The 25,338-nt window shown below is 43.7% G+C and carries 24 protein-coding genes and 1 tRNA gene; 23 read left to right on the forward strand and 2 right to left on the reverse strand.

Going from position 1 to position 25,338, the window contains the following annotated elements; genetic code table 11:
• The first annotated feature begins 33 nt into the window (after positions 1-33).
• From G7Y45_RS03595 to folK, 10 genes are all read left to right on the forward strand, one after another.
• Positions 34-1,077 carry a BF3164 family lipoprotein gene (locus tag G7Y45_RS03595; protein WP_165016771.1) on the forward strand — a complete coding sequence of 348 codons (1,044 nt, stop codon included), beginning with the start codon at positions 34-36 and terminating at the stop codon, positions 1,075-1,077.
• A 79-nt stretch (positions 1,078-1,156) separates the two neighbouring features.
• Positions 1,157-2,200, forward strand: coding sequence for a BF3164 family lipoprotein (locus tag G7Y45_RS03600; protein WP_165016768.1), 1,044 nt, complete (start codon positions 1,157-1,159; stop codon positions 2,198-2,200).
• 74 nt (positions 2,201-2,274) lie between these two features.
• On the forward strand, positions 2,275-4,284 hold the full coding sequence (locus G7Y45_RS03605) for a hypothetical protein (RefSeq protein WP_206265659.1): 2,010 nt from the start codon (positions 2,275-2,277) through the stop codon (positions 4,282-4,284).
• Between the two features lie 149 nt (positions 4,285-4,433).
• The gene (locus G7Y45_RS03610; protein WP_101604092.1) at positions 4,434-5,333 is read left to right on the forward strand and encodes a bifunctional 2-polyprenyl-6-hydroxyphenol methylase/3-demethylubiquinol 3-O-methyltransferase UbiG; all 900 of its coding nucleotides are present in this window, start codon (positions 4,434-4,436) and stop codon (positions 5,331-5,333) included.
• On the forward strand, positions 5,333-6,214 hold the full coding sequence (locus G7Y45_RS03615) for an ABC transporter permease (RefSeq protein WP_005812419.1): 882 nt from the start codon (positions 5,333-5,335) through the stop codon (positions 6,212-6,214). The genes G7Y45_RS03610 and G7Y45_RS03615 overlap by 1 nt, the downstream gene beginning before the upstream one ends.
• Positions 6,215-6,255: 41 nt before the next feature.
• Complete coding sequence (locus G7Y45_RS03620; protein WP_005812418.1) at positions 6,256-6,489, forward strand: DUF3098 domain-containing protein; 234 nt, start codon at positions 6,256-6,258, stop codon at positions 6,487-6,489.
• A gap of 6 nt (positions 6,490-6,495) precedes the next feature.
• Positions 6,496-7,296 carry an undecaprenyl-diphosphate phosphatase gene (locus G7Y45_RS03625; RefSeq protein ID WP_005812416.1) on the forward strand — a complete coding sequence of 267 codons (801 nt, stop codon included), beginning with the start codon at positions 6,496-6,498 and terminating at the stop codon, positions 7,294-7,296.
• 7 nt (positions 7,297-7,303) lie between these two features.
• Positions 7,304-8,005 (forward strand): tRNA pseudouridine(55) synthase TruB, encoded by a 702-nt coding sequence (gene truB / locus G7Y45_RS03630; protein WP_005812404.1) that lies wholly within the window; start codon positions 7,304-7,306, stop codon positions 8,003-8,005.
• A 47-nt stretch (positions 8,006-8,052) separates the two neighbouring features.
• Positions 8,053-9,111, forward strand: a complete 1,059-nt coding sequence (gene queA / locus G7Y45_RS03635; protein ID WP_005779710.1) for a tRNA preQ1(34) S-adenosylmethionine ribosyltransferase-isomerase QueA — start codon at positions 8,053-8,055, stop codon at positions 9,109-9,111.
• Positions 9,111-9,572 (forward strand): 2-amino-4-hydroxy-6-hydroxymethyldihydropteridine diphosphokinase, encoded by a 462-nt coding sequence (gene folK / locus G7Y45_RS03640; protein WP_165016763.1) that lies wholly within the window; start codon positions 9,111-9,113, stop codon positions 9,570-9,572. The genes queA and folK overlap by 1 nt, the downstream gene beginning before the upstream one ends.
• Here folK and G7Y45_RS03645 read toward each other — a convergent pair.
• Positions 9,552-9,746: a hypothetical protein gene (locus tag G7Y45_RS03645; RefSeq protein ID WP_005812400.1), complete on the reverse strand. Its 195-nt coding sequence runs from the start codon at positions 9,744-9,746 to the stop codon at positions 9,552-9,554. The genes folK and G7Y45_RS03645 overlap by 21 nt on opposite strands.
• A gap of 206 nt (positions 9,747-9,952) precedes the next feature.
• Between G7Y45_RS03645 and metK the strand changes: the two genes are divergently transcribed.
• The 8 genes from metK to tyrS all read left to right on the forward strand — a co-directional run bounded on the left by metK (position 9,953) and on the right by tyrS (position 16,245).
• Positions 9,953-11,245, forward strand: a complete 1,293-nt coding sequence (gene metK, locus G7Y45_RS03650) for a methionine adenosyltransferase (protein ID WP_005812398.1) — start codon at positions 9,953-9,955, stop codon at positions 11,243-11,245.
• Positions 11,246-11,384: 139 nt separating this feature from the next.
• Complete coding sequence (locus G7Y45_RS03655; protein WP_005812396.1) at positions 11,385-11,972, forward strand: TIGR00730 family Rossman fold protein; 588 nt, start codon at positions 11,385-11,387, stop codon at positions 11,970-11,972.
• A complete protein-coding gene (locus G7Y45_RS03660; protein ID WP_165016760.1) occupies positions 11,969-12,796 on the forward strand; it encodes a DUF4271 domain-containing protein in 828 nt (275 codons plus the stop codon). Before G7Y45_RS03655 ends, G7Y45_RS03660 begins: the two co-directional genes overlap by 4 nt.
• Positions 12,797-12,800: 4 nt before the next feature.
• On the forward strand, positions 12,801-13,553 hold the full coding sequence (locus G7Y45_RS03665; protein WP_005779700.1) for a uroporphyrinogen-III synthase: 753 nt from the start codon (positions 12,801-12,803) through the stop codon (positions 13,551-13,553).
• Positions 13,554-13,644: 91 nt separating this feature from the next.
• Positions 13,645-14,025 carry a ribonuclease P protein component gene (gene rnpA / locus G7Y45_RS03670; protein ID WP_005779698.1) on the forward strand — a complete coding sequence of 127 codons (381 nt, stop codon included), beginning with the start codon at positions 13,645-13,647 and terminating at the stop codon, positions 14,023-14,025.
• Positions 14,022-14,243: a membrane protein insertion efficiency factor YidD gene (yidD, locus tag G7Y45_RS03675; RefSeq protein ID WP_005779696.1), complete on the forward strand. Its 222-nt coding sequence runs from the start codon at positions 14,022-14,024 to the stop codon at positions 14,241-14,243. The genes rnpA and yidD overlap by 4 nt, the downstream gene beginning before the upstream one ends.
• Positions 14,244-14,249: 6 nt before the next feature.
• Entirely contained in the window at positions 14,250-14,885 is a 636-nt protein-coding gene (locus G7Y45_RS03680) for a TatD family hydrolase (RefSeq protein ID WP_165016757.1), read from the forward strand.
• Between the two features lie 67 nt (positions 14,886-14,952).
• Entirely contained in the window at positions 14,953-16,245 is a 1,293-nt protein-coding gene (gene tyrS / locus G7Y45_RS03685) for a tyrosine--tRNA ligase (RefSeq protein WP_005779687.1), read from the forward strand.
• 140 nt (positions 16,246-16,385) lie between these two features.
• Here tyrS and G7Y45_RS03690 read toward each other — a convergent pair whose 3' ends face one another.
• On the reverse strand, positions 16,386-19,658 hold the full coding sequence (locus G7Y45_RS03690; RefSeq protein WP_165016754.1) for a S41 family peptidase: 3,273 nt from the start codon (positions 19,656-19,658) through the stop codon (positions 16,386-16,388).
• Between the two features lie 163 nt (positions 19,659-19,821).
• On the opposite strand from G7Y45_RS03690, the gene G7Y45_RS03695 reads away from it, so the two are divergent.
• From G7Y45_RS03695 to G7Y45_RS03715, 5 genes are all read left to right on the forward strand, one after another.
• Positions 19,822-19,892, forward strand: a tRNA-Gln gene (locus G7Y45_RS03695).
• Between the two features lie 592 nt (positions 19,893-20,484).
• The gene (locus G7Y45_RS03700; protein WP_165016751.1) at positions 20,485-22,065 is read left to right on the forward strand and encodes an arylsulfatase; all 1,581 of its coding nucleotides are present in this window, start codon (positions 20,485-20,487) and stop codon (positions 22,063-22,065) included.
• 131 nt (positions 22,066-22,196) lie between these two features.
• The gene (gene kduI / locus G7Y45_RS03705) at positions 22,197-23,039 is read left to right on the forward strand and encodes a 5-dehydro-4-deoxy-D-glucuronate isomerase (RefSeq protein ID WP_005779680.1); all 843 of its coding nucleotides are present in this window, start codon (positions 22,197-22,199) and stop codon (positions 23,037-23,039) included.
• 68 nt (positions 23,040-23,107) lie between these two features.
• Positions 23,108-23,902 (forward strand): gluconate 5-dehydrogenase, encoded by a 795-nt coding sequence (locus G7Y45_RS03710; RefSeq protein WP_032541081.1) that lies wholly within the window; start codon positions 23,108-23,110, stop codon positions 23,900-23,902.
• Positions 23,903-23,925: 23 nt separating this feature from the next.
• Positions 23,926-25,170: a DUF4861 domain-containing protein gene (locus G7Y45_RS03715; protein WP_165016748.1), complete on the forward strand. Its 1,245-nt coding sequence runs from the start codon at positions 23,926-23,928 to the stop codon at positions 25,168-25,170.
• The last annotated feature ends 168 nt before the right edge of the window (positions 25,171-25,338 follow it).

The raw sequence follows: 25,338 nt of genomic DNA on the forward strand, positions 1-25,338 counted from the left end.
GGATAGTGACTTTATAGAATAAATGTGAATAATATGAGATTTAATTTAGTCGTTTTATTTGTAATTTTACTTTCTTTCTCTTCTTGTGGCAGGGAAGAAAAAACTGTGTATGATTTTTCTTTAGAACAATCGCTTAAGAGTGATAAAGAAGTTAGTTTAAACAAGGAACTATTAGCTCCCTATCTGATGTGTTCTTATGATTCCACTCTGTGTCTAATAGATTGGACTGCCAATCCGATGGTGCATGTTTATAACATGAATACAGGGAAAGAGATGGTTGCTTTTGGAAATAAAGGCATGGGGCCGGATGATTTTCTATCTATATCCCAAATGTATGTAGATATGGGCAAGCGTTCTTTGGTACTGTATGATCAGTCTTTGCAAACTATAAGTTCTTTTCAAATTGATAGTTTAGCTCAAGGCAGTCTTTCAAAGATAGATTGTGTTTCAGCTCCTAAGTTAGGAATGAATAGGGTATATGCATATTCGGATTCCATATTTTACGGGAGTGGGACTTTTGAAAGTGGCCTGATAGCGAAATGCAATCAGAAAGAGATTTTAAATCAATATCTCCCTTTTCCACAAACAGAGCAAGCGGTAAATCGGGATGTAAACTATTTGTTGTTCCAGGGGGATCTTATTATGAAGCCGGATAAAAAACGTTTTGCTTACTTGGCCTATGAGTGCGATTTATTATCTATTCAGAAAGTGGTAAATGACACGTGCCTGGAAAGTGTAGTACATTTGAATACGTATACGCCGTTATTTGAGAATCAATCTACTAACGAAGTGTCTTCTGTTGATGTCTCTGCCGATTCTCCTAAAGGATTTCTTCGTGGGGCAGCAACTGAAAACTATGTTTATGCGCTTTACAGTGGGCAAATTGGGAAAAATAAGTCGATAGCAAATGAAGTTTATGTATTTGATTGGGAAGGACGTGCTGTAAAGAAAGTGATACTGGATAGATGGGGTATATGCATCTCGGTGGATAGTAATGATGAACGACTCTGCCTGATGACAAAGGAAACGGATGGTGGAGAAGAGCGTTATCATTATTATTGTTATCAGTTAAACTGACTTTTTGGTTAGGGTGTTACGGGTTTGCTTGATATACTTTAAAAATGAAATATACGTTAGTTGTTTAAAAGTAACGAAGATGAAACAAAAGTATATCTTATTTCTTTCATTGTGTTTTGTGCTTTTTTCATGTAGGAAGAACGATGTTGGTTCGGTCTATTCATTTGACACAGTATGCAAAATTGTAGACTATAATCTTATTTGTTCAGATGAAAATGCTCCTTGGGGAGCTATAATGAATATGGAAATAGTAGACAGCATTTTGGTTCTTCAGCATGCAATGGATGAATATGCATTTTCATTTATTAATGTAAATAATGGGGAGCTATTATCTCAATGGGGGCGTACAGGCGAAGGACCAGAAGAGTTTATAGATTTTGGGTCTGGTTTTGAAATCGTTGACTCGAGAATTGTTTTTCTGGATCGAATGAAGAAAGAAAGGATTTCGGTATTAATATCCGATATCTTAAGCAAAAAAGAACATCCGGATATAACAAGGGAGGCTTATCCTTATAATGTGGATTTCAGGGTTTTGGAGATTAATGCTGTTGGCAATAAAAAAATAGTAATAGGCGGGTTTAAGGAAGGTTATTGGGGAGCTCTTGACTCACAGAATCATATTATACCTAATGTGGTAGAGCTTCCTTTCGATGCGGGTGAGGTGTCCGGTTTAGAGAAGGGTACCGTTTTCGGAGGTATATTGAAGGCAAATAGTAAACAATCCAAATTTGTGCTTTCAATACGTGCTTCTGATATTTTCGAAATTTATCGTGTTTCTGACGATGGAATAAATCGTGTCTATGTGAGTCCTTTTAAGCATATTCCGAAAACCTGGAAGAAGGGAGGCGATTATGCAATTGATTATAACCAAAGTATTGGAGGAATAAAAAATATAGCAGTCTCGGATGACTTGATTTGTTTTTCACTCTTTTTACAAAATTACAATGAGGCTGCAAAAACAGACTTTGCGTCTAATGAGCTGTTCTGTTTTGATTGGGATGGGAATAAAGTGAAAAAATATGTGTTACCTTTTCCTATAGGTAATTTCTGTATTGATGGAACTCATATCTATGGAGTTCGGAACTTTGAAGATAAAATTATCATTTATCGTTTTAACATGTAATCTGAACACCGCAGAGGACACAGGGTAGCACGGAGGCGATTTTAAGTCGTTGATTATTAATAAAAGGCTCTGTGATGCTCCGTGGTGAAAAGAGTTATATGAATATGAAAATTATGAAATATATTGGGTTAGGCTTGCTTCTGCTTGTCTTCTCATGCGGGGGCAGAGACAGACAAGTGGAGGAGGCCTTATCCCTTTCGGGCAATAACCGTAATGAACTTGAAGCGGTGCTGAAGCATTATGAAGGAGATGGCCGGAAGCTGGAGGCGGCACGCTTCTTGATTGGCAATATGCCCGGAAGTTATGGAGCTAATCCGATAGTAGAGCAGGATTGTTCTGCTTTTTACGAGGCTTATGATTCATTGGGACAAAAGTATGGCTATCGGGTAGGAACGGAATGGGGGAAACAGGTAGATAGTCTTTGGAAAGATTTTAGTAATCGACATCGGGTGAGGCAGGAGCTTAACTATGATATTACCCGCATGAAGGCGGAAGATTTAATCCGGGAAATTGATCTGGCATTTCAAGTATGGGAGGAAAATGTTTATTCGAGAAACTGTTCGTTTAAGGATTTTTGCGAGTATATATTGCCTTATCGGCGGCAAAATGGCTTATCGATTGACAATGCACGCCGGGAGTTCAACAAACGGCATCAGGGAAAGTTTTTTGTGAAAGAGGGAAAGGATTGGCAACAAGAGATCGATTCGTTGTTATACGAATATAAGTATCTGACTCATTCCGGTTTTTGGGGGACGAAGATTCCGATATGGAATGCGGCGACTTTTGAGAAGATGCGTCATGGGTTATGTGCACAGCGCTGTTGGTATAACTCTTTGTTATTATCATCGTTGGGGATTCCGGTTGCCATTGACTTTGTTCCGGCATGGGGAAACCGAAATAATTCGCATACCTGGAATGTGGTGCTAATAGACGGGAAATCGCATGCTTTTGAGGCGTTTTGGGATAATGATCGCTGGAAATATAAGCGGATTTATAATAACCGGGATGATGATGAGCTTTGGGGAAGATTCCGCCTTCCGAAGGTATACAGATATACCTACTCAAATCATATTGAAGGACCGTTGGCAGATGTAGAGGTGGATAAAGCTGATATTCCGGAGCTATTTCGTAGTGTGAAAAAGGTGGATGTTTCTTCGGAGTATTTTGAAACGGCCGACGTAACGGTGGAGTTGACAGGTGAGGCGCCTCAAGGGGTGAAATATGCTTATTTGGCTGTGTTCGGATATCAGGACTGGCACCCTGTGCAGTGGGCAAAGATAGAAAACGGGAGGGCTGTCTTTCGGGAAATGGGTAAGGACATGGTTTATTTACCCGTTTATTACAAGCGGGGGGGATTATTGCCCGCAGCAGAACCTTTCAGATTGCGGAATGACGGAACGATGGAGAAGCTGAGCGGAAATGAAGAAACAGAGGAGGTTGCCGTGAGGATGGTGACGGGAGCGCCGGCTTATGATCAGAATAGGGAATATCTGGGGTGTATGAAAGGAAGCCGGATAGTAGGATTACTTGATGGAAAATCAGAAGAGGAACTGTGCAGATGGACGGACTCGCTGGCTCTGGAGCCGGTTGTACGGAAGGTGTCCGCACGATTACCTTACCGCTTTGTAAGGTTATTATTACCGTCGGATAGCATTGCTTTGGGGGAGCTTTCTTTTTATACGGAAGAAGGACGGATCGGGAATGTGAGGATAATTACTCCGATGAGGGCTACCGGAAGGAATGAAGTGCCCGGGATGATAACCGATGGTTTGGGGGCGACGGGCTATCGAGGTAGGGTGGCAGAAAGGCTGGTAGATATAGATCTGGGAAAAGAGTATATGGTCAGTCATATTGGAATGACTTCTTACCTGAAAACACAATTGTTCTGTCCGGATGAATTTGAGTTAAGATATTGGAACAATGGTTGGAAGACTGTGGAGCGTAAGCAAGCCGATAACAAAGGGTATCTTGTATTTGAGAAAGTACCCCGGGGAGCATTGTTGATGTTGAAGAACTGCCGCTGGAAAGGAAAGACGGCGGAGCGTATATTTACTTATGAAAAAGGAGATGTGAAGTGGGAATGATTGCTATGAACGAACAGTTGCCTTGCCATTATTGTTAAACCTCCTTAAGGAAATGCCTATCCGTCACTTTTTATTTGTTATTTTGCACCAAATTCGGGTGGAGTGTGTCCTGACGTTTCGGGGTACGCTTAAATATGCAAATAAAACCAATGAATAAACTCACTATAAATGCCTGTCCGCTATGTGGGAGCACACATTTGAAATGTGCTATGACCTGTACTGATTTTTATGCCTCCGGTGAACAGTTTGACTTGTACACCTGCGAAGATTGCGGATTTACTTTTACACAAGGAGTCCCGGTAGAGGCGGAGATAGGCAGATATTACGAAACACCTGATTATATTTCCCATTCGGACACGAAGAAAGGTGCCATGAATGCCATTTACCATCATGTACGTCAGTATATGCTTGGTCGTAAGGCACGTTTGGTCATGAAAGAGTCGCATCGTAAAACCGGTAGAATATTGGATATTGGTACGGGAACAGGTTATTTTGCCCATACGATGCAGAATAGGGGATGGGAAGTGGAGGCCGTGGAAAAGAGTGTGCAGGCCCGTGGGTTTGCCCGCGAACATTTCGGATTGGATGTAAAGCCGGAGTCTGCATTGAAAGAGTTCGTTCCCGGTTCTTTTGATGTGATTACGCTGTGGCACGTTATGGAACATTTGGAGCATCTGGATGAAACGTGGGAGTTGTTGCGCGAATTATTGACCGAGAAAGGTGTCTTGATAGTGGCTGTGCCCAATTGTTCGTCATACGATGCAATAAAATATGGGAAATATTGGGCTGCTTATGATGTACCCCGTCATTTATGGCATTTTACGCCTGCCACGATTCAGCAGTTTGGGTCGAAACATGGATTTATCCTGGCAGCCCGTCATCCGATGCCATTCGATGCTTTTTATGTGTCGATGCTGACTGAGAAACATAAAGGGAGTGCTTACTCTTTTGCAAAAGGTATGTGGACCGGATCGGCGGCTTGGTTGAGTGCCCAGGCCAAAAAGGAACGAAGCAGTTCAATGATTTATGTATTCAGAAAGAAACGCTGATGAAGAGTAAAAGCAGAAATAACGCTGTGTCATATTTTGATATGCAGTTCATAACTTCCAGCATCAGTACCACGTTGGTATTGCTGTTACTGGGGCTTGTGGTGTTCTTCGTGTTGGCAGCCAATAACTTGTCTGTTTATGTACGCGAAAATATAAATTTCTCTGTATTGATCAGCGATGATATGAAAGAAACGGATATTCTGAAGCTTCAGAAACGGCTGAATAATGAACCTTTCGTGAAAGAGACGGAATATATTTCAAAGAAACAAGCATTGAAAGAGCAGACCGAGGCTATGGGCACCGATCCGCAAGAGTTTTTAGGGTATAATCCGTTTACGGCCTCAATAGAGATTAAATTGCATTCTGATTATGCGAACTCTGACAGTATCGCGAAGATTGAGAAATTGATTAAAAGGAATACCAACATACAAGATGTGTTATATCAGAAAGATCTGATTGACGCGGTCAATGAAAACATACGTAACATCAGCTTGGTGCTGCTGGGATTGGCCATTATGCTGACATTTATCTCTTTCGCGCTGATTAATAATACGATCCGGCTGGCTATTTATTCAAAACGCTTCCTGATTCATACCATGAAACTGGTGGGAGCAAGCTGGGGATTTATCCGTCGGCCATTTTTGAAAAGAAATATATGGAGTGGGGTTTTAGCTGCTTTTATTGCAGATACAATCCTGATGGGAGCCGCTTATTGGCTTGTGTCGTACGAGCCGGAATTAATTCGGGTGATTACACCTGAAGTCATGTTGTTGGTATCGGGTGCAGTACTGGTATTCGGAGTGGTCATCACTTTCTTGTGTGCTTATCTTTCTATTAATAAATATCTGAGAATGAAAGCAAGCACGCTGTACTACGTGTAGTTCTGGATTTATAGATGTAAATAAATTAATTGTAAATAACAATGGGTGATAAACAGAAATTTGCCTTCGATAAAACGAACTTCATTTTGCTTGCCATCGGCATGGCAGTGGTTATCTTGGGTTTTATCCTGATGACAGGACCTTCATCGTCGGAAGCGGTGTTTCAGGCGGATATTTTCAGTGTGAGAAGAATTAAAGTGGCTCCGGTGGTTTGCTTCCTGGGTTTTATCTTTATGATATATGGCGTAATGCGCAAACCTAAAACAAAAGAATAAAACAGGATGGAATGGTTTGAAGCACTGATCCTTGGATTGATTCAGGGACTGACTGAATATTTACCGGTGAGCAGTAGCGGGCATTTGGCTATTGGCTCGGCTTTGTTTGGTATAGAGGGAGAAGAGAATCTGGCATTTACCATTGTAGTACATGTTGCAACCGTGTTCAGTACATTGGTCATTCTCTGGAAAGAAATAGATTGGATATTCCGTGGCCTGTTTAAGTTTAAGATGAACAGCGAAACACGTTATGTGATCAATATTTTAATTTCGATGATTCCTATTGGTATCGTCGGTGTGTTTTTCAAGGATGAAGTTGAGGCTGTTTTCGGTTCGGGATTGCTGATTGTTGGCTGCATGCTGTTGCTTACGGCTGCTTTGCTGTCGTTCTCTTATTATGCAAAACCACGTCAGAAAGAGAACATCTCGATGAAAGACGCGTTTATCATTGGGCTGGCGCAGGCTTGTGCCGTATTGCCGGGACTGTCTCGTTCGGGCAGTACAATTGCTACAGGTTTATTATTAGGTGATAATAAAGCAAAACTGGCGCAATTCTCCTTCCTGATGGTGATACCGCCTATATTGGGAGAAGCTTTGCTGGATGCTATGAAGATGATAAAAGGTGAGGCTATTGCGGGAGATATTCCGGCTTTGTCACTGATAGTGGGTTTTATTGCCGCTTTTGTCTCAGGGTGCCTGGCTTGCAAGTGGATGATTAATATCGTCAAAAAAGGAAAACTGATTTATTTCGCTATTTATTGTGCAATAGCAGGAGTGGTCACCATCGTTGTTTCACAATTGCAATAAGTAACGGATGAATTTTAAAGAAGGAGAAGTACTTTATTTTGATAAACCGTTGGGGTGGACGTCTTTTAAGGTCGTAGGGCATGCCCGGTACCATATTTGCCGACGGATGAAAGTGAAGAAATTGAAGGTGGGGCATGCAGGTACACTCGATCCGCTGGCAACAGGGGTAATGATTGTTTGTACAGGTAAAGCTACCAAGAGAATAGAGGAATTTCAGTATCATACAAAGGAATATATTGCTACCATTCAGTTGGGTGCCACTACTCCATCGTACGATCTGGAACATGAGATTGATGCTACCTATCCTACGGAGCATATCACCCGGGAGTTGGTGGAAGAGACGTTGAAAACATTTGTTGGTGAAATACAGCAAGTGCCTCCGGCATTCTCGGCTTGCAAAGTAGATGGTGCGCGTGCTTATGATTTGGCCCGTAAAGGTCAGGAAGTGGAGTTGAAGCCCAAATTGCTGGTGATTGACGAGATAGAACTGCTGGAATGTAACTTACCGGAAATTAAGATCAGGGTGGTATGCAGCAAGGGAACTTATATCCGTGCATTGGCACGCGACATCGGGGAAGCCTTGCAAAGCGGTGCACATCTGACCGGATTGATACGTACCCGTGTGGGGGAGATAAAGTTGGAGCAATGCCTGGATCCTGCAAAATTTGCAGAATGGATAGATCAGCAGGAAGTTGAGATATCTGATTGAAATAGAAAAGTAAGAAATAAAATAATTAATAAACGCACATTATTATCATGAAACTGTCGCAATTTAAATTTAAGTTACCCGAAGAAAAGATTGCTTTGCACCCTACAAAGTATAGGGATGAATCGCGCTTGATGGTACTCCACAAGCGTACGGGAGAGATTGAGCACAAGATGTTTAAGGACATCCTGAACTATTTTGATGATAAAGACGTGTTTGTATTCAACGATACCAAGGTATTCCCTGCCCGTTTGTACGGAAATAAGGAAAAAACCGGTGCACGTATCGAAGTGTTCTTACTGCGTGAGCTGAATGAAGAGCTGCGTTTGTGGGACGTATTGGTGGATCCGGCACGTAAAATCCGTATAGGCAATAAGCTTTATTTCGGTGATGACGATTCAATGGTGGCTGAGGTAATTGATAATACTACTTCACGCGGACGTACGCTCCGTTTTCTATATGATGGTCCTCATGACGAATTTAAAAAAGCATTGTATGCGTTAGGTGAAACTCCGCTGCCGCATACAATTCTTAACCGTCCGGTGGAAGAAGAAGATGCAGAACGTTTCCAGTCTATTTTCGCTAAAAACGAAGGAGCCGTGACAGCACCTACTGCGAGTCTGCACTTCAGCCGCGAATTGATGAAGCGTATGGAAATAAAAGGCATAGACTTTGCGTATATCACATTGCATGCAGGGCTCGGTAACTTCCGTGACATCGACGTAGAGGATCTGACAAAGCATAAGATGGACTCTGAGCAGATGTTCGTAACCGGAGAAGCTGTTAAGATTGTGAACCGTGCCAAGGATCTTGGTAGGAATGTATGTGCTGTGGGAACAACTGTGATGCGCGCCATTGAAAGCACGGTGAGCACAGACGGGCATTTGAAAGAATATGAAGGATGGACGAATAAGTTTATTTTCCCGCCGTATGATTTTACAGTGGCTAATGCTATGGTGTCCAACTTCCACATGCCACTTTCTACTCTGTTGATGATTGTGGCTGCCTTTGGTGGTTACGAGCAGGTAATGGATGCATATCACATAGCATTGAAAGAAGGCTACCGTTTTGGTACTTATGGAGATGCGATGCTGATTTTGGATAAGTGATGAGAATATATCTGGGATTAGGTACTAATTTGGGTGATAAGGAGTTGAATCTTCGTGTCGCTGTACAGAAAATAGAAGAGCGGATAGGGAAAGTGATTTTCCTGTCCGCTTTTTATGCTACTGCCCCCTGGGGATTTCAATCTGATAATAACTTTCTGAATGCTGCGGCGGGAGTGGAGACATCTCTGTCTCCTTTCGATATACTTGAAAGGACCCAACGGATAGAGCAGGAAATAGGGCGTTTACATAAATCACATGATGGGGTATATAGCGACCGTCTGATTGATATTGACCTCTTGCTTTATGGTGATAAGATATTACAGGACGAAAGGCTTTCATTGCCTCATCCATTGATGGCCGAACGAAAATTTGTTTTAGAGCCGCTTGCCGAAATCGCACCGGACGTTGTCCATCCGGTACTTCATAAAACAATCAGAGAGCTATTTCTGGTTCTTTCGTAATTTACGGATCATCAAATGCCGTGGAAGGTAAGCCACACAGCCGATCAATACGGCATACAATATGCGCAAGTCGTCAAACGGTTGATGGTTCAGATAACAAATAAAGGCATAAATACCCACTGTGACAGCAATATACACCAATAGTATAATAGCGGTTTTTAGTTTATTTTTCATAAGATAGTCTGTTAATACGAAGCAAAAGTAGCAATAAATCCAAAATATTATCTACCTTTGCCAATGAAATGAAGTGTGGAAAGATTTGAGTAGCTTGCAACCACAGAAAAAAATGCTAAAACAACATTCCCTTCTGTATGCGTTTTCTACTCTTTTTAATTTCTGTCCGCATTCATAATTTATAATTCATAATTCATAATTTTATTATGGGATATTTATTCACATCCGAATCGGTGTCTGAAGGACACCCCGATAAAGTGGCCGATCAAATATCGGACGCTGTGCTTGACAAACTGTTGGCTTACGATCCCAGTTCGAAAGTAGCTTGCGAAACCTTAGTGACTACCGGACAGGTGGTACTTGCGGGAGAAGTGAAAACAGGTGCTTATGTTGATTTACAACTGATAGCACGTGAAGTGATCCAAAAGATTGGTTACACGAAAGGCGAATACATGTTCGAAAGTAATTCGTGCGGTGTATTTTCTGCCATTCATGAACAGAGTGCCGACATCAACCGTGGTGTAGAACGTGAGGACCCTATGAATCAGGGGGCAGGCGACCAGGGAATGATGTTTGGTTATGCAACCAACGAAACTGAGAACTATATGCCGTTGTCGCTTGACCTGGCACATAGAATACTTCTTGTATTGGCCGATATCCGCCGGGAAGGTAAAGAAATGACTTATCTTCGTCCGGATGCAAAGAGCCAGGTAACTATTGAATATGACGATAACGGTACTCCCGTGCGTATTGATACAATTGTTGTTTCAACACAGCATGATGAATTTGTATTGCCGGCTGATGGTTCTGCTGCTGCCCAACTGAAGGCGGATGAAGAGATGCTGGCGGTAATCCGGAAAGATGTGATTGAGGTATTGATGCCGCGTGTCATTGCGTCTATCAATCACCCGAAGGTTCTTGCCTTGTTCAATGATAATATTGTTTATCACGTAAATCCGACCGGTAAATTCGTTATTGGCGGTCCGCACGGAGATACAGGGTTAACCGGACGTAAGATTATTGTTGATACCTATGGTGGTAAAGGGGCTCACGGTGGTGGTGCTTTTTCTGGTAAAGATCCCAGTAAAGTAGACCGCAGTGCTGCTTATGCTGCTCGTCATATTGCTAAAAACCTTGTAGCTGCCGGTGTTGCCGACGAAATGTTGGTACAGGTTTCTTACGCTATCGGGGTGGCGCGTCCGATTAATATTTATGTAAATACATACGGCCGCAGTAATGTGAAAATGAGTGATGGTGAAATCGCCGAAAAGATTGATGAGTTGTTTGACCTCCGGCCAAAGGCTATTGAAGATCGCTTGAAACTCCGTTATCCGATTTACAGTGAAACGGCCGCTTACGGACACATGGGGCGTGAACCTCAGGTAGTGACTAAGCATTTCCACTCTCGTTATGAAGGTGACCGGACTATGGAGGTAGAGTTGTTTACATGGGAAAAACTTGACTATGTGGACAAAGTAAAAGAAGCTTTCGGTTTGTAATCAGCGTAGCTTTACAGCTATTTATTATAGGGGGCCGTACTTGTTTTTATCCCATATGGGGAGAAAACAAGGCGGCCTTCTTCTTTTCTCCTTGAAATTTGGTACTTTTGCATCGTGTTTAACCAAACCCATGCAAGAAATGAACCAAATAACTTCCGTATGTGTATATTGTGCTTCAAGTACGAAAATAGATCAGATTTATTTTGATGCAGCTGTGCGATTAGGACAGTTGTTGGCAACCCGGCACATCCGTTTGATAAATGGAGCGGGAAATATAGGGTTGATGCGGTCGGTGGCTGATGCCGTATTACAGAACGGAGGCGAAGTGACCGGAGTGATCCCTCACTTTATGGTAGAGCAAGGATGGCATCATACCGGCTTGACGGAGCTTATCGAGGTGGACAGTATGCACGAACGTAAACGACTGATGGCTGAAAAGAGTGATGCTGTGATTGCATTGCCCGGAGGATGCGGGACCCTGGAAGAGTTACTTGAAATTATCACCTGGAAACAGTTGGGGCTTTATCTTCAACCGATCGTGATATTGAATACCAATGGCTTTTTCGATCCTTTGTTGACAATGCTCGACAAAGCCATAGACGGTAATTTCATGAGGAAACAGCATGGAGATATCTGGCATGTAGCCCATACTCCGGAAGAGGCTGTGGATCTGGTTTATTCAATACCTGTATGGGACAGTTCCATCCGTAAGTTTGCTGCTATATGATTTCTCCTCAGGACTCTGTCGGTGTGCAGGTGGCAGATACTTTGCCGCAGACCTTCCATGAAGCTTGTGTTCCGAAAGATACATTGGCGGCGGTTGATTTACAGACGGTGAGCGAGACAGTTACGGGAGTGGATGGCATATCGATCCCTTACTCTCCAAGGACGGATGACGGGTTGGCAATGATACTGCTGGGATGTTTCTTTATTTCTTCGTATGTATTGGCGCGCAGTAAGAAATTCCTGTTGCAACAAGTTAAAGATTTTATGTTGCATCGTGAAAGAACAAGTATTTTCGCTTCCTCTACAGCAGCTGATATGCGTTATCTGTTATTGTTGACTGTGCAGACTTGTGTTCTTGGAGGTGTATGTATCTTTAACTATTTTAATGATGTCCAGCCCTCACTGATGGAGCGCGTTTCGCCTCATGTGCTCTTGGGAGTTTATGTTGCTGTGTGCATATTCTATTTTTTATTCAAGTGGATTATATATTCGTTTTTGGGATGGGTGTTTTTTGACAAAAGTAAAACAGATATATGGCTGGAGTCTTATTCTACGCTGATTTACTACCTTGGATTTGCTTTATTTCCGTTTGTTTTGTTTCTGGTTTATTTTGATCTGAATGTTACCTTTTTAGTTTCAATTGGTTGCATTTTGGTAATTTTTACTAAAATATTGATGTTTTACAAGTGGCTAAAGCTTTTTTCCTGTAATATTTATGGGGTTTTCCTTTTAATTTTATACTTTTGTGCCCTTGAAATCATACCTTGTTTAATAGTCTATCAGGGTCTGATTCAGCTAAATAATGTTTTGATAATAAATTTTTAGGACGTTGAAAATTAAGAAAGTATTAGTGTCGCAGCCTAAGCCTGCTTCAGAGAAATCTCCTTATTACGACATTGCTGAAAAGTATGGTGTAAAAATAGATTTCCGCCCCTTCATCAAGGTTGAGAGCGTCTCTGCGAAAGAATTCAGACAACAGAAAGTATCGATTCTTGATCATACAGCTGTTATATTTACCTCACGCCATGCGATTGATCATTTCTTCCATTTATGTACGGAGTTGCGTGTGACGATCCCTGAGACGATGAAGTATTTTTGTGTAACAGAAGCTGTTGCTCTTTACATTCAGAAATATGTGCAGTATCGTAAGCGTAAGATTTTCTTCGGAGCTACGGGTAAGATTGAAGATTTGATTCCTTCGATTGTGAAGCATAAAACAGAGAAATATCTCGTTCCGATGTCGGATGTACATAACGATGACGTGAAGAATCTGTTGGATAAGAATAATATTCAGCATACGGAATGCGTAATGTATCGTACTGTTAGTAACGACTTTATGGAAGGAGAGGAGTTTGATTATGACATGCTGGTATTCTTTAGCCCTGCGGGAGTTTCTTCATTAAAAAAGAATTTTCCTGATTTCGATCAGAAGGATATCAAGATCGGAACATTTGGATCGACAACAGCACAGGCTGTTCGTGATGCAGGACTTCGTCTGGATTTGGAAGCACCTAATGTGAAGTCTCCTTCAATGACGGCTGCTCTCGATTTGTTTATTAAGGAAAACAATAAAGGAAAATAAATGAAACGGTGAACAGCAAACGGTAAACAATGAACAGGCATATTTATCTGTAGCATTGTTTACTGTTTGTTGTTTGCCGTTTATAATTATTATGGCAAATACCCTGTGCAAGGCCGAAAGGCTGAATAGTAAGATTCTGATTGAGAAGATGTTTGCAGGCGGCTCTAAGTCGTTTTCCATCTTTCCGTTGCGTGTGGTGTATATGCCTGTGGAAAATCAGGATGCTCAGGCATCTGTTTTATTGAGCGTTTCGAAGAAACGATTTAAACGCGCGGTAAAGCGGAATAGAGTGAAACGCCAATTGCGTGAGGCGTACCGGTTGCATAAGCATCTACTATTGCAGACTTTAACCGATAAACAGCAACAGTTGGCTATTGCTTTCATCTATCTTTCGGACGAATTAACGTCCTCGGCCGAAATAGAGGAGAAAATGAAGACTCTGCTGGCCCGTATCAGCGAGAGATTGGTATGAAACGTCTGCTTTCATATATATTATTGCTTCCCATATACTTTTACAGGGCTTGTATTTCGCCTATGACCCCTCCTTCATGTCGTTTTACGCCTACTTGTTCGCAGTACGCTATTGAAGCGATTAAGAAACATGGTCCTTTTAAGGGGCTTTATCTTGCCGTCAGGCGGATACTTCGTTGTCATCCGTGGGGTGGATCTGGGTATGATCCCGTTCCTTAGTGATTTATGAATATTCTGGATATACATACGCATCGGCTGCCTGCAGAACCGGGGCAGGCAATACAAAATTGTCAGCCGGCAGAATTTATTCCGCTGGCCGGTGCTTACTATTCTGTGGGGATTCATCCCTGGTACCTGACCCGTGAGAATTTCGTCCGCCAGTGGGAACTGTTGTTGTCAGCTATCCATTCTCCTCAGGTTCTTGCAATTGGCGAAGCAGGTCTCGACAAGTTGGCACAGACGGACTATGTGTTGCAGCAAGAAGCATTTGAAAAGCAGGCTATACTTGCACACGAAATGGGATATCCGTTAGTAATTCATGCAGTGCGGTCAGCAGATGAAATTATCCGCTTTAAAAGGAAAATGCAGCCTTCTAACCCCTGGATTATACATGGTTTCCGCGGGAAAAAAGAATTGGCTCTGCAATATATCCGGGAGGGAATTTATCTTTCACTGGGAGAGAAGTATCAGGAGGAAGCGCTTCGACAGATACCTTCGGAATACTTGTTTCTGGAGACAGATGAAAGTCTGATAGATATCCATAGCCTTTATGAGCGAGCTGCTTTACTTCTGGAGGTGCCTGTTTGCAAACTCATGCAACAAGTACAGCAAAACATTAATAACGTCTTTTTTAGGCAATAAGAGTTGCTTGTTCCGATAAAGAGTCGTACTTTTGCCCTAATTAAACTTTAAAACTTATTATCATTCGATGAATTTTGTAGAAGAACTAAGATGGCGTGGAATGGTGCATGACATGATGCCCGGCACAGAAGAGTTATTGGCGAAAGAACAGGTTACTGCTTATTTGGGTATTGATCCGACAGCCGATTCGTTGCATATCGGACACTTATGCGGTGTGATGATCTTGCGACACTTCCAGCGTTGCGGCCATAAACCATTGGCTTTGATTGGTGGTGCAACAGGTATGATTGGCGATCCTTCGGGTAAGTCGGCAGAACGTAATCTGCTCGATGAAGAGACTTTACGCCACAATCAGGCTTGTATCAAGAAGCAGCTGGCTAAGTTTTTGGACTTCGAATCTGATGTTCCTAATAGAGCCGAATTAGTGAACAACTATGATTGGATGAAGGAGTTCAGTTTCTTGGATTTTGTTCGTGAAGTGGGCAAACACATCACTGTAAACTACATGATGGCTAAGGAATCAGTAAAGAAGCGCCTGAACGGTGAAGCCCGTGACGGATTGTCGTTTACAGAGTTTACTTATCAGTTGTTGCAGGGTTATGACTTCCTTCACCTCTATGAAACCAAAGGATGTAAATTGCAGATGGGTGGTTCCGATCAGTGGGGAAATATCACTACCGGTACTGAGTTGATTCGCCGTACCAATGGTGGTGAGGCTTATGCACTGACATGTCCGTTGATTACCAAAGCTGACGGTGGAAAGTTTGGTAAGACAGAATCCGGTAATATCTGGTTGGATCCTCGTTATACATCTCCTTATAAATTCTATCAGTTCTGGCTCAATGTGAGTGACTCTGACGCAGAACGTTATATCAAGATATTTACTTCGCTTGATAAGGCAGAAATCGACGGGTTGGTTGCTGAACATAATGAAGCTCCGCATTTGAGAGCACTTCAGAAACGTTTGGCAAAGGAAGTAACTGTGATGGTTCATTCTGAAGAGGATTATAATGCTGCGGTAGATGCATCTAATATCTTGTTTGGCAATGCTACATCCGATGCGTTGAGAAAGCTGGACGAAGACACACTTCTGGCTGTGTTCGAAGGTGTTCCTCAATTTGAGATTTCACGTGATGCATTGACAGAGGGAGTGAAAGCAGTTGACCTGTTCGTTGACAATGCTGCTGTATTTGCTTCAAAAGGTGAAATGCGTAAACTGGTTCAGGGTGGCGGTGTTTCTTTGAATAAAGAGAAGTTGGCTGCTTTTGATCAGGTGATTACTACTGCTGATCTGCTTGATGAAAAGTATCTGTTGGTTCAGCGTGGTAAGAAAAACTATTATTTGATTATCGCTAAATAAGGAGTTTTCTTTTCCGCCTTTCATTCAGGGGGCGGGTTGAGTGAAACTTTAATATAAAAAAGAGGATGTCTCAAAAGGGGGTGCCATGTAATAGGCAAATTGACCCTGTGAGACATCCTTTTTCTTTGTGGAGTGGCAGATTAATGCTTTCCTGCTTTATCTGCCGGGAGTTCTTTCAGTAATTCTTCTACTGCCGTCTTCAATTGCGTATCTTCACCTTTGACGATTGTTTCCGGTGAGTTGGCAACTTTAATGTCCGGTTCCAGCTGTGTGTTTTCCAGATAGCTTCCATCCGGGAGTCGATAGCCTATGACAGGAATACCGAATACCAGAGATGGGTCTTGCAGGCGTTCCCATGAAACACTGGTCATAGTTCCCGGTACGGGCATACCTACCAATTTACCCAATTTCTGGTGGCTGTATACCCATGGTGTACCGTGCGCATTCGAGTAATTGGCTTCACATGTCAGCATGATAGATGGTTTGTTCCATCGGCGGCTGGGCATATCGCATGCTTCGCGTCCGCGAACAACCTGAGTGAAATACTTCTTGCCGCTGAACAATACTTCGATATCTTCGTGAAGGCGGCCACCACCATTGAAACGGGTGTCTATAACGATACCTTCGCGGTTATTGTATTTTCCTAAAATATCCGAGTAGACGGAACGGAAACTGCCATCACCCATCGACTGTATGTGTACATATCCCAGACGTCCATTGGACCATTTGTCTACATCGGCCGCCCGTTGTTTCACCCAGCGTTTGTAAAGCAGATTGTTGAGGGTTCCGTTGCCGACCGGGATTACTACTTCTTCCCACCGTTCACCGTTTTGCGGATTGTATAGCGAAACAAGCGTCTTCTTATTGGCTTTGTCATTCAGTAACGTCAGATAATCTGTTTCGGGAGTTATTGCCTGCCCGTTGATCTTTTCAATGACAGTTCCGGCTTTCACCTTCGAGCGGGCGTGATCAAACGGCCCTTTTTCAATCACTTCCATGATCAATGCACCTTTTCCTTTGTGATTCCAGTCTGTAAGCACTCCCAAACTGGCTGTGGCATCTCCCGGAATGGATGGAGAGAAGCGGCCGCCGGTATGCGATACATTCAGTTCACCCAGCCATTCGCTCAGCAATTCGGCAAAGTCGTAGTTGTTATTGATGTGCGGCAGGAATTTGCGGTAAGCAGCAGACATGGCATCCCAGTCTACTCCGTGCATGTTGGTGTTGTAGAAACGTTTCTGCTGCTGCTTATATACATGGTCGAACATATATTCTCGTTCTGCAGCTAAATCCATTTTCATCTCTGCTTTATAGCTGATCGGCTTCAGAGTCTCTCCGCTGAGGTCCATTTTCTGCATGGTGTTGCCTCCCAGGACAAACAGGGTTTTTCCTTCTTTGTCCATATTCATAGAAGCCCATCCGGCATTCATTTTATGAAGCAGCTTGGTTTCTTTTTTGCGGAGATCCATTTTCCATAGGTCAAATCCACCTTCGAATGCTGACAGATAGTAGAGGGTTTCACCGTCTTTTGAGATGATGGTACTGCCCAGATTCGAAGAATTGGGAGTGAGGCGGATGATACGGTCTTCGAGCCCATTCAGCTCCACTACGATGTTTTTTACCTCGTCTTTCTTTTCAGTCTCTGCTTTGGGATCTTTCTTTTTGTCTTTTTTCAGGTTAGCAGAAGCTTTTTCTTTATCCTTCTGTTGCTCCTTTTCCAGTTCTTTCTGCAATTCATAATCCTCTTTACTCAGATGGAACTTATCGAAAGCATCTTGATTGAGGAATACCAGCATGGCATCGTTTTGTGAACCCCAGGAAGCATGTGCACGCATCCCATATCGTTCGGTCGTGAACAAGATGGCATTGCCGTCCAGTGCCCAACGGGGAGATCCGCTCATGTAACCACTGTTAGTCAGGTTGATGATCGGGCTGCCACCCTGTGCACTCACTAATCCTATGTCTGAATATGGATCATGCCGGTTACCGATAAACTCGAGTGTGAACCATTTTCCGTCAGGTGACCATTGGTAGTCGAAATTTCCGTCGGTGCTGAACCAAGTGGATCCATCGGTGATCTGGCGAACCTTTTTCGTGTCTAAATTAACTACCATCAAGCGGTTGCGGTCCTCTATAAACGCCAGTTCTTTACCGTCCGGTGAGAATTGCGGATAAGCCCGTTCCACGGTTGTGGAGGGCAGTAACACTTCTTCTTCGATGATAGTGGCATTCGGGAAGTTGGCCTCCTCTTTACGGGCTATTTTAGCCAGGAAAAGTTGCCAGTTGCCGTTACGTTCGCTTGCGTAGGCCAAGGTACGGTTGTCCGGGGCGAAAGTGAGTCCGGCTTCGCGTGCAGGTGTTTGGGTGATTTGTTTTGTGGTGGCATAATCTGTCGAGGTCACAAATACTTCTCCCCGTACGATAAACGCAATCTGTTTTCCATCCGGCGATACGGTTCCCGATGTCGCTCCGTTTGTAAAAGTCAGGTCTGCTATTTTATCCTGATCATCGCGGACAATGTCTATGTCCGTTTTTTGTGGCGTGGCATTACCTTTTTGAGTATATATTTCCCCGTCATACGCATAGCATAATGTTCCGTCATGACTCATTGACAAGAAACGCACAGGATGTGTTTTGAAAGATGTCACCGTTTTAAGAGACTGTGTGTTGTCCAATGGGAAGTTGTAGACATTGAACGAGCCTTCGCGTTCACTTAATATATATACACTTTTTCCGTCCGGTGAAAGGATGGGGTTGCGGTCTTCTCCGGCGTGATTGGTCAGGTTGGTATGTTTTCCTGTTTTGGTGTTGTACATCCAGATGTCACGGGTGATGGACGAAGTGTGATGTTTCCGCCATTCATCTTCAAAACCTTTACGGTCCTGATAAAGGAAGAATTCCCCCGATGTTGCATAACAAACTGCTTCGGCCGGGGTGCCCAGCACCTGTTCCGTACGTCCTCCGTTTGCAGGGACCTTGTAGAGCTCTGTCATGGCTGTTGTCGGGAACATGGCGCTTTGTGCGGGATCTTGGATGGATGCTGAAAATAGAATATATTTTCCGTCCGGTGTAAAAGTTGAAGGGAGTTCGGATGCAGAATTGGTAGTCAGTCTTTGTGCCGTACCTCCTGTCGCCGGCATTATAAAAATGTCAAAATTGCCATTACGGTCGCTGGCAAAAGCGATTTGCTTACTGTCCGGCGACCAAATCGGTGTGCATTCATACGATGGTTGTGTTGTAAGCTGGGTGGCTACCCCTCCTCCGGCAGGTACCTTGTAAATATCTCCTTTGTAACAGAATGCTATTTCTGTTCCGTCCGGCGAAATCTGTACGTCGCGCATCCATAGCGGTGATGCGGCATTGCCGGTAAGCGTGGTGAGACCCAATGCAATGCATACAAAAAGTTTTCTCATACTTACTGAATTTATTCGTTTACTTTATTGATTTCTGTAAGTACAAAGGTAGCAATTAGCCGCGGCTAACGAGACTTATTATACAAAAAAGTCTAAAAAGATTTGGAAAATAACTTGCATGGCATTATCTTTGCATCGCTTTTTAACAGAAAGCGCATGAGCTTGTCCTATGGTGTAATGGTAGCACAACAGTTTTTGGTTCTGTTTGTCTAAGTTCGAATCTTGGTAGGACAACCCCCAAATGCCTTGAAAGTAAATTACTTCCAAGGCATTTTTCTTTTTGTATGGCCGAGTTTCCTTTAGGTCAGCTTGTATTATCCATCATCTCCTATTCATGTTATGCTATTTACCTTAATAATTAATTGAGATGGTACGTTCTTTATCTCGTCCTGTGTACGCAGGCTTATTAGCCCGTGTACCTGTGCCCATTAGCCTTGGTATGCGTGCCCATTGGCACGGGTATGCGGGACGAGATAGAGCCTTGACCATTTATATAAAAGATAGCAAGGAAAATGAAATACTTTTCAAGGTATAAATAGATAAGGAATTAACTTTATATGTCTATATAACAGTAGTTTACCATATACTTTCTGACAAAAATGGAGGGTGGAAGATGGAAGATAAGGGTGGAAGATTGATAGCCTAAAAAGACGATCTTCCACCATGATAAATTGCGGAATATCAGATGGTAAACTACAAAAAGGTGGAAGATGGAAGATGGAAATACTTTTTACGTATGAGTGGGTAAATTGGGGAAAAAATTTTCTTCTTTCTCTTTCTTTTTGCCTATTTTTGCCTATTCGTTAATACTAAAATCTAATAATCAATGAAACGTCGCGATTTTCTGAAGTGTTCACTTGCTGTAGGAGCAGGCTTGGCAACCTCTCCGTTGACTTATGCATTTAATGGTGAAAACCAAGAGTCAAACAATGATTCGTCCGGCTCCTCTAAGGCTCCTGCCACAAAAGGAGGGAAACCACATATCATTTTTATTATGAGTGACCAGCATCGTGGAGATGCTTTACATTGCATGGGGAATAAAGCCGTCATTTCTCCTAACATAGATAAGTTGGCTCAGGAAGGCAGCTTGTTTGTATGTGGTTATAGTTCTGCCCCCAGTAGTACGCCCGCGCGTGCCGGCTTGCTTACGGGGATGTCTCCATGGCACCATGGGATGTTGGGGTATGGAAAGGTCGCTTCCAAATATAAATATGAAATGCCCCGGATGTTGCGCGATTTGGGCTACTATACTTTTGGAATAGGGAAGATGCACTGGTTTCCACAGAAAGCCTTGCATGGCTTTCATGCTACATTGGTAGACGAGAGCGGGCGTAGTGAAACCTGTGATTTTATTAGTGACTATCGGGAATGGTTTCAGTTGCAGGCGCCCGGGAAGAACCCGGATTTAACGGGAATCGGGTGGAACAATCATAATGCCGGAACTTATAAACTTGAGGAAAGATTGCATCCTACGGCCTGGACGGGGCAAACAGCCTGTGAATTAATACGGAATTATGAAAGTGATCAGCCTCTGTTCCTGAAAGTCTCTTTTGCCCGCCCTCATAGTCCGTATGATCCTCCGAAGCGATATTTGGATATGTATGAAAAGGCAGATATCCCTGTACCGTTTGTTGGGGATTGGTGTGGAAAGTATGCTGAACGTAAAGATCCGGAAAAGGTTGCGAAAGACGCCCCTTTCGCGAATTTAGGAGAAGAATACGCTGTCAATTCCCGACGCCATTATTATGCGAATGTGACGTTTATTGATGATCAGATTGGGCAGATTATTCAGGCCCTGAAAGAGAAAGGAATGTACGAGAACGCAATCATTTGTTATACGGCCGACCACGGTGATATGTTGGGTGACCATTATCATTGGCGGAAAACCTATGCCTATGAAGGTTCGGCGAAGATTCCTTATATTATAAAATGGCCTTCTGCCATGACTACACAGGCTATTAAAGGAAAACGAATAGAACAGCCGGTAGAGTTACGTGATTTTTTGCCTACCTTCATCGAACTTGCAGGGGGAACGGTACCGGATGATATGGACGGCAAGTCTTTGGTTGCACTGGTTTCAGGAAATAATGATGGCTGGCGGAAATATATTGATCTGGAACATGCCACCTGCTATAGTGCCGATAATTATTGGTGTGCGCTTACTGACGGTAAAATGAAGTATATCTGGTTTATTCATACGGGCGAAGAGCAATTGTTCGATTTAAGTGCAGATCCCGGAGAACGGAGAAATCTTTTTGGAGACAGTCGTTATGCAGACCGGTTGGCTGAGATGCGTAAAGCAATGGTTTGTCACTTGCAAGAGAGGGGAACAGATTTTGTAAAAGATGGAAAGCTGGTAGTAAGAGATCAGACTTTACTTTATAGCCCTAATTATCCAAAAGATTAATGTTATTTATCTGTGCAGGATAATTGGGCGCAATTTATTCTCAAATCCCGTTTTCTTTTCTTATTTTTGTGTCGTGTACGCAAACGATGTTTGTCTGAGCGGCACCTAATGTAAACTTATAAATAAGAAATATGAAAACAAACTATGAGATTCGCTATGCTGCCCATCCGGAAGACGCAAGAAGCTATGACACCAAGAGAATCCGGAGAGATTTCCTGATAGAGAAGGTTTTTTCGGCCGACGAAGTAAATATGGTATACTCCATGTATGATCGTATGGTAGTGGGTGGAGCCATGCCGGTAAATGAAGTGTTGAAGTTGGAAGCTATCGATCCTTTGAAAGCTCCTTATTTCCTGACCCGTCGTGAAATGGGTATTTTCAATGTCGGAGGTCCCGGCGTTGTGAGAGCGGGGAATGCGATATTTCAGTTAGCTTATAAAGAGGCGCTTTATTTGGGTTCGGGCGATCGGGAAGTAACTTTTGAGAGTGTAGATGCCGCACATCCTGCTAAATTTTATTTTAATTCGCTGACCGCTCACCGCAATTATCCTGATAAGAAAGTAACGAAAGCCGATGCGGTGGTTGCTGAAATGGGCACGTTGGAAGGCTCGAATCACCGCAATATTAATAAGATGCTTGTAAACCAGGTGCTACCTACCTGCCAGTTGCAGATGGGAATGACCGAACTGGCTCCGGGAAGTGTGTGGAATACGATGCCCGCACATGTTCACAGCCGCCGTATGGAGGCTTATTTCTATTTTGAGGTACCGGAGGAGCATGCCGTATGCCATTTCATGGGTGAGGTTGACGAAACCCGTCATGTATGGATGAAGGGCGATCAGGCAGTATTGTCACCGGAATGGTCCATTCATTCGGCAGCAGCAACTCACAGTTACACTTTTATCTGGGGCATGGGGGGTGAGAACCTTGATTATGGTGACCAGGATTTTTCGTTAATCACGGACTTGAAATAAGGTGTTTGATATGAATATTTCTTTTTAGAGAATGGAAGTGAGATGAGTTTTTTTAAAACATTATAAGTATGGTAAACTTTTCATTAAAGGGCAAAGTGGCATGGGTCACAGGTGCATCTTACGGTATCGGTTTTGCGTTGGCTACTGCTTTCTCAGAGGCAGGCGCGAAGATCGTTTTTAATGACATCAGTCAGGAGCTGGTCGACAAGGGGTTGGCTGCATATAAGGAACTGGGAATTGAGGCCAGTGGATATGTGTGCGACGTCACGAGTGAGGAGCAGGTAAATGCTTTGGTTGCACGGATCGAGAAAGAGGTCGGAGTGGTTGATATTCTGGTAAATAATGCCGGTATCATTAAGCGCATCCCGATGTGTGAGATGACAGCGGAGCAGTTCCGGCAGGTGATTGACGTGGACCTGAATGCCCCGTTTATTGTGTCGAAAGCCGTGATTCCTTCAATGATTAAGAAGGGGCATGGAAAAATCATCAATATCTGTTCGATGATGAGTGAGCTGGGGCGTGAGACAGTATCTGCTTATGCCGCTGCCAAGGGCGGGCTGAAGATGCTCACCCGCAACATTGCGTCCGAGTATGGTGAGTTCAATATCCAGTGTAATGGCATTGGCCCGGGGTATATCGCCACACCTCAGACGGCGCCTTTGCGTGAAGCGCAGCCGGACGGTTCGCGCCATCCGTTCGACTCATTCATTATAGCCAAGACTCCTGCTGCCCGTTGGGGAACACCGGAAGACCTGATGGGACCGGCCGTATTCCTGGCTTCGGATGCTTCGAATTTCGTGAACGGTCATGTGCTTTATGTAGATGGCGGTATTTTGGCTTATATCGGTAAACAACCTAAATGAATCTGATCAATACAATTGAATCAATGAAGAAAGTTTTTCTTTTTGCCGCACTCGCTTTGTTGTGTCTGGCTTGCAATGAAGCGGGTAAGTCGGTTTCTGTTACGGTATCCAATGCCACTTCGCTGGAACGTGACGGTGAGATGGCAGAAGTATCCATGAGCGAGGTTTCCTCTAAATTGCAGTTACCCGATACCGCGCAGATAGTCATAGTGGATGCCGAAGGGCAGCAAGTATCCTATCAGATAACTTCCGACGAGAAAGTGATATTTCCGGTCAGTGTACAGGCGAATGGTTCGACTGTTTACACGATAAAGGCGGGCATTCCCCAGGAGTGTCCGGTGAAGGCTTGCGGAAGATATTATCCCGAACGGGTGGATGACGTGGCCTGGGAGAACGATTTGGTGGCTTTCCGTACCTACGGACCTGCTTTACAGGAAACCGGAGAGCGTGCTTTCGGATATGATATCTGGACGAAGTACAACACCACTGAGCCGGTGGTGGAAGCTCGCTATGAAGGCGAACTGAACCCGGATACAAAAGCTAAAATAGCAGAACTCGGGAAGACGGATCCTAAAGCTGCGCAGGAGCTTTACCGGTCGGTTTCTTATCATGTGGACCATGGCAACGGACTGGACTGCTATAAGGTCGGTCCTACTTTGGGAGGGGGCACGGCTGCGTTAATGGCAGGTGATACAATTATTTATCCGTATTGTTACGCTACCCAGGAGATACTGGATAATGGTCCGCTGCGTTTCACTGTGAGACTGGTGTATCATCCGTTGGTGGTAAGAGGAGACTCCGGCGTGATCGAAACACGTGTGATTACGTTGGATGCGGGTTCGCATCTGAACAAAACGATTGTTTCTTATACCAATCTGAAAGAGACAATGCCTCTGGCCGTCGGCATCGTATTGCATGAACCCGATGGAGCTGTGGTGGCGAATGCGGCAGAGGGATACATCACTTATGTGGACCCGACGGATAATGCCGGTAATGACAACGGTAAAATCTTTGTGGGTGCTGCGTTCCCCACTTTGGTGAAGGAGGCGAAACCTGTTCTGTTCCCGGAGAAAGAGAAGAAAGAGCTGCGCGGAGGTGCCGACGGGCATGTGCTGGCTATCAGCGAGTATGAACCGGGAGCTAACTTTACTTATTACTGGGGAGCTGCCTGGGATAAAGCCGATATAAAAGACGCTGCTGCCTGGAATGCCTATATGGCCGATTTTGCCCGGAAGATACGTAATCCGCTGACGGTAACGGTGAAATAAAAGAGTTACCTGACCAATAATCGATCGTTTTGCTGGCGTCAGCAAAACGATCGCTATGTCGGGAGGGGGCTGCAGGTAGATGATATAGCGAGAACATGCGGATAATAATTGGGCTACGTGAAGAAGGTGGGAAGAAGACTGACCAGTGAAGAGCGAAAGGCTTTGAAG

Source organism: Bacteroides sp. ZJ-18, from assembly GCF_011038705.2.
Taxonomy (GTDB): Bacteria; Bacteroidota; Bacteroidia; order Bacteroidales; family Bacteroidaceae; genus Bacteroides; species Bacteroides hominis.

What these genes read in the sequence shown, in the direction of transcription:
- G7Y45_RS03615 (WP_005812419.1), top strand. Translation starts at nt 5,333, where the DNA reads ATGAAGAGTAAAAGCAGAAATAACGCTGTGTCATATTTTGATATGCAG.
- G7Y45_RS03700 (WP_165016751.1), top strand. Translation starts at nt 20,485, where the DNA reads ATGAAACGTCGCGATTTTCTGAAGTGTTCACTTGCTGTAGGAGCAGGC.
- tyrS (WP_005779687.1), top strand. Translation starts at nt 14,953, where the DNA reads ATGAATTTTGTAGAAGAACTAAGATGGCGTGGAATGGTGCATGACATG.
- G7Y45_RS03620 (WP_005812418.1), top strand. Translation starts at nt 6,256, where the DNA reads ATGGGTGATAAACAGAAATTTGCCTTCGATAAAACGAACTTCATTTTG.
- metK (WP_005812398.1), top strand. Translation starts at nt 9,953, where the DNA reads ATGGGATATTTATTCACATCCGAATCGGTGTCTGAAGGACACCCCGAT.
- G7Y45_RS03610 (WP_101604092.1), top strand. Translation starts at nt 4,434, where the DNA reads ATGAATAAACTCACTATAAATGCCTGTCCGCTATGTGGGAGCACACAT.
- truB (WP_005812404.1), top strand. Translation starts at nt 7,304, where the DNA reads ATGAATTTTAAAGAAGGAGAAGTACTTTATTTTGATAAACCGTTGGGG.
- kduI (WP_005779680.1), top strand. Translation starts at nt 22,197, where the DNA reads ATGAAAACAAACTATGAGATTCGCTATGCTGCCCATCCGGAAGACGCA.
- rnpA (WP_005779698.1), top strand. Translation starts at nt 13,645, where the DNA reads ATGGCAAATACCCTGTGCAAGGCCGAAAGGCTGAATAGTAAGATTCTG.
- G7Y45_RS03710 (WP_032541081.1), top strand. Translation starts at nt 23,108, where the DNA reads ATGGTAAACTTTTCATTAAAGGGCAAAGTGGCATGGGTCACAGGTGCA.
- G7Y45_RS03690 (WP_165016754.1), bottom strand. Translation starts at nt 19,658, where the DNA reads ATGAGAAAACTTTTTGTATGCATTGCATTGGGTCTCACCACGCTTACC.
- G7Y45_RS03655 (WP_005812396.1), top strand. Translation starts at nt 11,385, where the DNA reads ATGAACCAAATAACTTCCGTATGTGTATATTGTGCTTCAAGTACGAAA.
- G7Y45_RS03605 (WP_206265659.1), top strand. Translation starts at nt 2,275, where the DNA reads ATGCTCCGTGGTGAAAAGAGTTATATGAATATGAAAATTATGAAATAT.
- G7Y45_RS03645 (WP_005812400.1), bottom strand. Translation starts at nt 9,746, where the DNA reads ATGAAAAATAAACTAAAAACCGCTATTATACTATTGGTGTATATTGCT.
- G7Y45_RS03660 (WP_165016760.1), top strand. Translation starts at nt 11,969, where the DNA reads ATGATTTCTCCTCAGGACTCTGTCGGTGTGCAGGTGGCAGATACTTTG.
- G7Y45_RS03600 (WP_165016768.1), top strand. Translation starts at nt 1,157, where the DNA reads ATGAAACAAAAGTATATCTTATTTCTTTCATTGTGTTTTGTGCTTTTT.
- G7Y45_RS03715 (WP_165016748.1), top strand. Translation starts at nt 23,926, where the DNA reads ATGAAGAAAGTTTTTCTTTTTGCCGCACTCGCTTTGTTGTGTCTGGCT.
- queA (WP_005779710.1), top strand. Translation starts at nt 8,053, where the DNA reads ATGAAACTGTCGCAATTTAAATTTAAGTTACCCGAAGAAAAGATTGCT.
- folK (WP_165016763.1), top strand. Translation starts at nt 9,111, where the DNA reads ATGAGAATATATCTGGGATTAGGTACTAATTTGGGTGATAAGGAGTTG.
- G7Y45_RS03625 (WP_005812416.1), top strand. Translation starts at nt 6,496, where the DNA reads ATGGAATGGTTTGAAGCACTGATCCTTGGATTGATTCAGGGACTGACT.
- G7Y45_RS03595 (WP_165016771.1), top strand. Translation starts at nt 34, where the DNA reads ATGAGATTTAATTTAGTCGTTTTATTTGTAATTTTACTTTCTTTCTCT.
- G7Y45_RS03680 (WP_165016757.1), top strand. Translation starts at nt 14,250, where the DNA reads ATGAATATTCTGGATATACATACGCATCGGCTGCCTGCAGAACCGGGG.
- yidD (WP_005779696.1), top strand. Translation starts at nt 14,022, where the DNA reads ATGAAACGTCTGCTTTCATATATATTATTGCTTCCCATATACTTTTAC.